The sequence below is a fragment of the Sphingobacterium sp. 1.A.4 genome (assembly GCF_002734245.1).
Classification (GTDB): Bacteria; Bacteroidota; Bacteroidia; order Sphingobacteriales; family Sphingobacteriaceae; genus Sphingobacterium; species Sphingobacterium tenebrionis.
In genome coordinates, this window is sequence record NZ_PEAZ01000101.1 from 1 (window position 1) to 8317 (window position 8317).

General features: G+C 38.2%; 10 protein-coding genes. 1 reads left to right on the forward strand and 9 read right to left on the reverse strand.

Annotation, left to right across the window (positions count from 1 at the left end; all coding sequences use genetic code 11):
- Window positions 1-361 precede the first annotated feature (361 nt).
- The 9 genes from CRJ00_RS16475 to lpxB all read right to left on the reverse strand — a co-directional run bounded on the left by CRJ00_RS16475 (window position 362) and on the right by lpxB (window position 7966).
- On the reverse strand, window positions 362-745 hold the full coding sequence (locus tag CRJ00_RS16475; protein WP_099367842.1) for a hypothetical protein: 384 nt from the start codon (window positions 743-745) through the stop codon (window positions 362-364).
- Window positions 746-892: 147 nt separating this feature from the next.
- Window positions 893-1957: a PA0069 family radical SAM protein gene (locus CRJ00_RS16480; protein ID WP_099367843.1), complete on the reverse strand. Its 1065-nt coding sequence runs from the start codon at window positions 1955-1957 to the stop codon at window positions 893-895.
- A gap of 51 nt (window positions 1958-2008) precedes the next feature.
- Window positions 2009-4114, reverse strand: coding sequence for a polyphosphate kinase 1 (gene ppk1, locus CRJ00_RS16485; protein WP_218962241.1), 2106 nt, complete (start codon window positions 4112-4114; stop codon window positions 2009-2011).
- A gap of 110 nt (window positions 4115-4224) precedes the next feature.
- Entirely contained in the window at window positions 4225-4386 is a 162-nt protein-coding gene (locus CRJ00_RS18875) for a hypothetical protein (protein ID WP_167554224.1), read from the reverse strand.
- A gap of 154 nt (window positions 4387-4540) precedes the next feature.
- Window positions 4541-4927: a hypothetical protein gene (locus CRJ00_RS16490; RefSeq protein ID WP_099367845.1), complete on the reverse strand. Its 387-nt coding sequence runs from the start codon at window positions 4925-4927 to the stop codon at window positions 4541-4543.
- Window positions 4927-5505 (reverse strand): DJ-1/PfpI family protein, encoded by a 579-nt coding sequence (locus tag CRJ00_RS16495; RefSeq protein WP_099367846.1) that lies wholly within the window; start codon window positions 5503-5505, stop codon window positions 4927-4929. The genes CRJ00_RS16490 and CRJ00_RS16495 overlap by 1 nt, the downstream gene beginning before the upstream one ends.
- 36 nt (window positions 5506-5541) lie before the next feature.
- Window positions 5542-6108 carry an NADPH-dependent FMN reductase gene (locus CRJ00_RS16500; RefSeq protein ID WP_099367847.1) on the reverse strand — a complete coding sequence of 189 codons (567 nt, stop codon included), beginning with the start codon at window positions 6106-6108 and terminating at the stop codon, window positions 5542-5544.
- A 67-nt stretch (window positions 6109-6175) separates the two neighbouring features.
- Complete coding sequence (locus CRJ00_RS16505; RefSeq protein WP_134776489.1) at window positions 6176-6802, reverse strand: hypothetical protein; 627 nt, start codon at window positions 6800-6802, stop codon at window positions 6176-6178.
- 45 nt (window positions 6803-6847) lie between these two features.
- Complete coding sequence (gene lpxB / locus CRJ00_RS16510) at window positions 6848-7966, reverse strand: lipid-A-disaccharide synthase (protein ID WP_099367849.1); 1119 nt, start codon at window positions 7964-7966, stop codon at window positions 6848-6850.
- Window positions 7967-8057: 91 nt separating this feature from the next.
- Between lpxB and CRJ00_RS16515 the strand changes: the two genes are divergently transcribed.
- A partial coding sequence (locus CRJ00_RS16515) for a hypothetical protein (protein ID WP_373560885.1) occupies window positions 8058-8317 on the forward strand: 260 nt, incomplete at its 3' end.

The window sequence follows — 8317 nt, forward strand, 5'->3', positions numbered from 1 at the left end:
GAAGAGCAGATTCCTATGGCATCCAAAATATGGAAATGCAGGGTGCAATGGCCATCTTCACGGTAAACTTGAAAAGAATCCTGAAATTGATCTAAAAAGGAGGAATATTACCTCAAAATCAATGGATTTGAGATTCTGAAAGCCTAAATAGCCACTCATGGTCGATTAAACCTTCAATAAAACCATTAAAAAACAAATTTTCAGAAATCCTTAGAACAAAAATGACCGAGTAAGATAAATCTTGTACTCAGTCATTTCTTTAAATCTCATTAAAAAGTTGAGACTTTTTCAGTGCCCTCTAATTTATTGAAAGCCTTTTTTTAAATTAATCTGTATTTCGAATATTTTCTTTTACAGTTTTTTAGTCTCTTTTACAGTTTGCTGTCCAAGTTTTACCATCAGTATGGTAAAGAATGGTTAAATCATCTTGATCGATTTTGATGGATCCCAAAGCATCTGAATTGAAGAAAATTACATTATTATCTCCTTTTTCCATTTTAATTCCATTGATGTTAGGAATATTTCTGTCAAAACCGAAGTTATAAGTATCTCCAACTTTGGTTACAAAAACTGTTCCTTGTCCGCTTTCTACATCATCATCACCATTCGTGTTCACATAACTTGTCGTTCCTTTGTAATTATCTACAAAAAAGTCATTATCTGCAGGATCATCATCTTTAGAACAAGCTGAAAATGTTAATAATGCGACAAATAGTAGACTGAGTAATTTCCATGTTGTTTTCATAGTACAATAATTTTTTGTTTAAATAGTTATTCGTGTTTTGTAAAACTCTCAAACTATTAACCAAGAAAAGTGCCACTATGTGTGCAACATACCTGTTACAATGTTAATTTAACATTACTTAACATTAAATTATTCATGTTTAAACCTTTAAAAATTGAATAGATTAAGCTGATTATCAATGCGATTACGAAAATTCGAAGAATCTAATTCAAGTATACTTTCATTTAATTTATTTCTTTTACTATGCATCTTAAAAGTGTCCTTTATGATTTCCGCTAATTTCCCGGTTCCTTTCATTCGGTTCCCAAATTCACTATCATTCACCTTTCCATGATGGCAACTTTGAATACTATGCCAGATCTTATTGGCCCGATCTGGATAAGCTTGGAAAAGCCAATTCTCGAAAATCTTTCCTATTTCGCCATTTAACCTCACATTAGTATAGCCTGCCCATTTAGCCCCTGCATCTGCTGCATTTTTCAAAATGTTCGGAATCTCATGATCTGTTAATCCAGGAATTACGGGTGCACACATGATGCCCACAGGAATACCTTGCGCACTTAAATTCTCCAATACTTTTAAACGCTGTTTTGCTGTTACGGTGCGAGGTTCCAACAGTTGCCGGGTAGATTCGGTCAGGGAATTGATGGAGATGAAAACAGCACATTGATTCTTTTTTGCCATTTCCGATAAGATATCTGCATCTCGTAGTACCAAACTGTTTTTACTGATGATGCTGATAGGTTGACCAAATTCTTGTGCAATTTTTAGAATGGACCTGGTCAGTTTAAATTTCCTTTCCAGTGGTTGATAACAATCGGTATTGCCCGACAGCGAAATAACTTTACCATCCCAAGATTTTTTCTGCAAAAATTCGCGGAATAATTTCGGAGCATTGGCTTTAACCAGGATCTTTGTTTCAAAGTCCAAACCTGCACTAAGGCCCCAATATTGATGGGAATTACGGGCGTAACAATAGATACAACCATGTTCGCATCCCTGATATGGATTGAGGGAGTATTCCATACCCACATCAGGGCTTTCGACTTTATTGACTATACTTTTTGGATGGACAATGCTAAAGTTTGTTTTTGGTTTATCCTGCTCCCAATCATCAATTCCTTCCACATGCTCCTGAACATACGATTCTTTGAAAAACACATTATGTACATTCTCCTGCGCGCCTCTTCCGTTGATAAATGATTTTTCCATTTGCCCAATATTTTTACTAAAATACTAAAAATATTAGCAAAATAAAAATACCTAAGATTCTTGACCTTCCTCCTCTACGGCCATTTTCTTTTCAACAAGGTATTTGTAAATCTCTATCTGCGAGCGGAATGGCAAATTATCATTGCTCACATATTCATTGTCCTGTTTCTTGTTCAGGTTCCTTGCCTTTACATTATCCTTTAACTGGATCTCCAACATATCCTTGAGTTCAAGCTTTAATTTCTTGGAGTGGATTTTAACAGCTGCCTCGATTCGATGGTCCAGGTTTCGGGTCATGAGATCTGCTGAAGATATATAGGTTAGTTCCTTACCCGCATGGTAAAAATAAAATACACGAGCATGTTCCAGGTACTCATCCACAATGCTGATCGCGTGTATTGGCTCTATAAATTTTTTCTGATTGACCGCACAATAAATCCCTCTAACGATCAGGTCGATCTTTACGCCAGCCGTTGCTGCATCGTATAGTTTTTTAATACACTCCTTATCACTTAAAGAGTTGATTTTGATGATGATATGTGATTTTCTCCCAGCCTTAGCCTCGACGATTTCCTTTTCTATAAGGTCAATCAATTGGATCCGCATATCCGTAGGACAGACCATCAGGTTCTTGTTGTTCTTTATCGTCTGTTCCAATGGAACCTTCGGTTTCTGAAGGGTATTGAATATTTTATTGATATCTGCCATGACGCCTTTATTGCTCGTCATTAAGCAATAATCACCATAAAGCTTTGCCGTCTTTTCATTGATGTTTCCGGTGCTCACGAATCCATATTGTACCGTTTTGTTCTGAAACCTTTTCTTGATGATACATAACTTAGCATGGATTTTTTTGTTCGGAAGTCCCACCAATACTTTAACACCTTCCATTTCAAAACGTTCCTTCCATTCCAGGTTCTGTTCCTCATCAAATCTAGCCCTTAATTCCAACATCACCGTAACTTCTTTGCCATTTCGTGCGGCATTGACCAAAGCATTCGCAATCTTGGAATTAGATGCCATTCGATAGATGGTAATCTTGATTGTTTTCACATCAGGATCCATCGCCGCTTCACGTATAAGATCGATCATCGGACGGAATTCATGGTATGGGAAGGAGAGAAGTACATCCTTCTTAAGGATGATGTCTGTAACCCTTTCCTTTCCTGTAAATTCAGGATGCTCAAAGGAGGTTCTTTCTATTGGCTTTTCATACGATTTAAAGACATTCGGAAAATCCATGAAATGTTTGAAATTATGGATCTTCTGGCCAGGGATGATACTGTCTCTTTTGCTGAGACTCAATTTTCGAATCAAAAACTCCAGTAGTTTCTGGTCCATATCCTGATCGAACACAAACCTCGTCGGTTTTCCTTTCCTACGGTTCTTTATTCCTTTGCTTATCTTTTCTACCAAGGTGGTATTGACATCATTGTCCAGGTCAAATTCCGCATCTTTCGTGATTTTGAACGTGTTGGCTTCAAAATGATCGAAACCGAAATAGGAGAAAATATAAGGGAGATTTACCTTTACCACATCTTCAATGAGTATAATATGGGTCTGGCCTTTAGGGGATGGCAGGATCACGAATCTTCCTAATTGCCTTGAGGGCAATTCAATAATCGCAAACTTGGTTTCATATTGCCAATCTTCCTTATTCATGGACACACCTAGAAATAGACTTTTGTCCCGCAGGTAAGGTAATGGTCGGGTTTCATCCAACAAAAGGGGAATGATACTGCTTTCGACCTCTTCTTCAAAATATTCCCTTACAAACTTTAATTGGGCCTGGGATAACTGTTCAGCAGTTTTGATGAATACCTTTTGTTTGGCCATTTCCTTCTGCACCTGGAGCCAAATCTTATCGAATTTCTTTTGTTGTTTGATAACAAGCTCGTTGATTTTTTCCAGGATGATGTTCGGACTTTCGTAATAATAACTATTGGTTATTTTGTTGTTGATTTCTGCAGCCCGCTTTAAAGCAGCGACCCTAACACGAAAGAATTCATCTAAATTATTGGAGAAGATACCTAAGAACTTGATTCTTAAGGCTAAAGGAACTTCCGGATCCGCAGCTTCTTGTAATACTCGCCCATTAAAACTTAACCAACTGATATCTCTTGGAATAAATTTACTCGCCATTTCTGTTATACTCATGATAGCCCAAATATGAAAGGGCTTTGTTTGGAATAAGTTACTTAAATATTAACAAATTATTAAATAAATAACCTGCCTTTTTTTAAAACAAATAACCTTACAAAGCGTTTTTAAAGATTGTTTTTTTGAGGATTGGAATTTTCTTTTGGATGTTTTATTATCGGATGACTGGTTTGGATCAAGGCCGAATATTGCTCTTTCTGCAGGATGATTACGCCGATAGTGGGTGCAACATATTTATTCTTAGCTTTTTGGAAAGCGTGTTTATTCATAAAGAATAGAGTTAATAATGTTTGTTTGTTGAAACAAAATTAAATAAAAATTTATATTATTGAAATTTAACAAGTAAAAATTAGTTATAAAAATTATAATATAAAAAATAGGGCAATCTTTATTAAAGATTGCCCTATGCTAATTATCTATTAATTATTTATTTACGCCTCTTCTGCTGAGAATATTGATTGCTTCATATTTTTCAGCATCATAGTGCGGATCTTCCAATTGTAAACTGGTAGGGAAGGGTTTGCTTTTATCAAAAAAGTAAATCTTCGTAATACTGCCATAATCATTTACCGGAAATAGATCGGCACATTGATCGTATTGTGCGTTCAAAGGATCGCCCGCCGTAACGGCGTAGATACGTATGATTCCCCCTTTATTGTTTTCATTCCTTACAAAAGCGACCTCTTCAAAATCGCCCGGCAACTCTTTGATATTGGGTTGGGAATAGGCATCATAGATGAAATATCCTAATATCAATATCAAAGGGATGGCGAACAACCAAATCTTTTTAATACTTCGTTGTTTGGTCATTATAATTTAATTGTGATACCTAAGAGTTTATAGAATTCTTTCAGAATTTCTTGGTGACCTGGCCAAGCTGGAGAAGTCACTAAATTGCCATCAACTACGGCTTGATCTGCCGGTATGTTCTTCCATGTACCACCAGCAAGTTCAATGTCCGGACCCACCGCTACATAAGCTGTCAAAGTTCTGCCTTTTAATACCTGCGCGGTAGTCAATACTTGAATACCATGGCAGATGGCTGCTACGGGTTTGTCTTTTTCAAAGAATGCTTTCGTAATCTCGATCACACGTTTATTTAAACGGATATACTCCGCAGAGCGCCCACCGGCAATATATAAACCGTCATAATCATCTGGATTTACAGCATCAAAATCCTTATTGATGGCAAAATTATGCCCTCGCAATTCTTTGTAGGTCTGATCTCCGGTAAAATCATGAACGGCTGTAGGAACAACATCTCCTTTCTTGCGATCAGGAGCGATAGCATCAACTTCTATACCTACAGATCCCATTGCCTGAAATGGAACCATTGCTTCATAATCTTCTACGTAATCGCCTACTAATAATAAAACTTTTTTTGCCATGATATGTATTGTTTAATTGTTTATCGTTCAGTATGTTTAATCTTTTTTAGCAGCTAACTTATCCTTCATTGTTCTTTTGGTTTTTCTGACCATTGCTTCCAATTTTGATCGCAGTGCTAAATCTGTAACACCTTTACCTTCTTCAAAGTTTTCATAAAAGGTGGGGAGGGAGAAAATATCCAATAATTCGGCTCCATCGCGAGGCATCCGATTCTCGGCCGCTTCCAATACAGATCGTGCTCCGCGCGCACCATCACTGGTACCCATTAAGAATACAGGTTTATCGCCAAAGACTTTTCTGCCTTTAATCCGGGATACCCAATCCATAATGTTCTTGTAGGCTGCACTATAACTGCTGTTGTTTTCAGAAAGCGAAATCAATAACAGGTCCGCAGCGTCGATTTTTGCCGCAAATTCATGGGCGAGCTCCGGAATACCATCCTCTTTTTCCCGATCTACGGAAAAGATCGGCATCTCATAATCGTTGAGGTCTAGTATTTCAATTTGGTCGTCCGAATCTTTATAATATTTTGATACCGAGGTCACCAGTTTTTTATTGATGGAATGCCGACTATTGCTGCCTGCAAATGCTAATATTTTCATATCCTAAATTTACATAAAATAAAAAAGGCGTCAAAAAGTTGACGCCATTATCCTTATGCTTGGCCCATTAATTCATGGGTTTGATTTCTACTTTTCCTTCCATACCTGGAGATCCAGAGTAGATCTGCCCCTGCGGCAATCCTCTTAATCCTCCTGGCGACATGGCGATCCTAGAATAGATCTGTCTGATCTCGGAGCTTGGATTCACACTTAAACCGCCGGGTTGAACATCTACAAATACATAGTTTTTCTTGTTCTTTTCTTTGGTTTGTGGTACAATACCTTTATCGTTATAGGCAAGGGTTACTTTTCCACCATTTCCATTCGGGAAAGTTCTTGTTCCATTGAACGCATCAAATCCTCGAGCAATGATAAATAAAGAACCTAATTGTTGGAAGTTGGAACTAATGTCAAAATTGGTCGCATTATTCTTACTATCGGTTCCCGTAATCACTACATTGTTTCCGATCTCCGCATACCCAATTTCCAATTTCACGTCTTTTTTTGCAAAGAAATCCAATCTGGCTTTATCTTTCATGATCAAGGTATCGATCTTAATGACCATAGTGGAATCGCCCTTGCTAAAGGTCTTCTTCTCCTTTTTTCCAAGTTCTAATTTCGTGATATGTTCGGTGGTTTGAGAAAAGCCTATCAGACTGCACATCATCAAACCTATACTTAATATATATTTCATTTTTGTATCTCCTATATAATACAGACAAGGAATTGGTAAAAAAGTTTAATTTTCTTCGGTCAGGTACGCTTTTATTAAGGCTGCCGTCTTTTCCGATGCACCTGGAGTACCCATTTTTTCGATCAATACATCATAGTTTTCCAACACGCTTGCCCGATGTTCCGGGTTATTCATTAATTTCCCTAATTCGTTGGCCATATCCATGGCTGTACAATCTTCTTGGATCAATTCGATAACAGAGAGGTAGTTGTTGATCAGGTTGACCAAGGAAATGAATTGCACTTTTACCAACCTTCTTGCTATAGCAACAGAGATTGGATTTGCTTTATAGACCACAACCTGCGGAACGCGTAGGAGGGCAGTTTCTAAGGTGGCCGTACCGGAAGTCACAGCAGCGGAAGATGCATGTTTCAATAGGTCATAGGTCTGATTGAATACCACCTTGATCGGGTAATCGCCAAAATAACTTTGGTAATAGTTATAATCAAAATTCGGTGCTCCAGCAATGACCAATTGGTGGACCGGGAAAAAATTATGAAGCTTCACCATCTCTGGAAGAATATACTCCAGTTCCATCTTTCGGCTACCCGGTAACAGCGCTATGATTGGCAGATCGGAAAGACCATTCTCTTCTTTGAAATTAGGATTGAATTCATAGCTAGAAATGGCATCCAAAAGCGGGTTGCCCACATAGTCCACTTTATAGTGGAACTGTTTATAAAAATTGACCTCGAATGGTAAAATACAGAACATATGATCGACCAATCGCTTGATCTTGTATACTCTCTTTTGATTCCAAGCCCATATTTTAGGGGAAATATAATAACAAACCCTAAGGCCAATTTTTTTCGCAAAGGATGCTACTTTCAGGTTAAAACCAGGAAAATCGATGAGGATAAGGGTGTCAGGATTCACTCGCTGTATGTCGGCTTTTACTTTCTTCAGGTTGCGAGCAATGCTTCTTAGGTTCATTAATACTTCAACAAAACCCATAAAAGCCATTTCTGAGGTATGTATTAATGGTTTAACGCCGGATGCTTGCTGCATCTGATCGCCACCAACTATATGGAATTCAGCTTCAGGATCTTCTTTTTTCAGCGCCTTAATCAGATTCGCACCGTGTAGATCTCCCGAAGTTTCTCCTGCAATAATATAATATGTCATGCTATTTTAATCTCCTTTAAATATACATATTTGTTTCAAATTAGGCTCAAGGTGTCCAATCCTAAAAAAGCTATACACAAAAACAAAGTGTATGGAAACAATAGAAAGAGAGTTTGAGTTCGCGGAGCGGACCAGTAAGAAGCAGCCATTCGACAAGCGTCTGATCCTCCACATGCTGGATCAGATCGAACTTGGGGTCCCTCGCCGGGACCTGATGGAACAGTACGGCGTGTCCGAACTGAGCCTTATCCGCTGGATGAAGAAGTTCGGGCGACAGCCCATTGGGCCAAAGCGGTATACCACCGAGCTGAAGCGTTCAGTGATCAGGGCGGTCCAGGACGGGATGAGCGC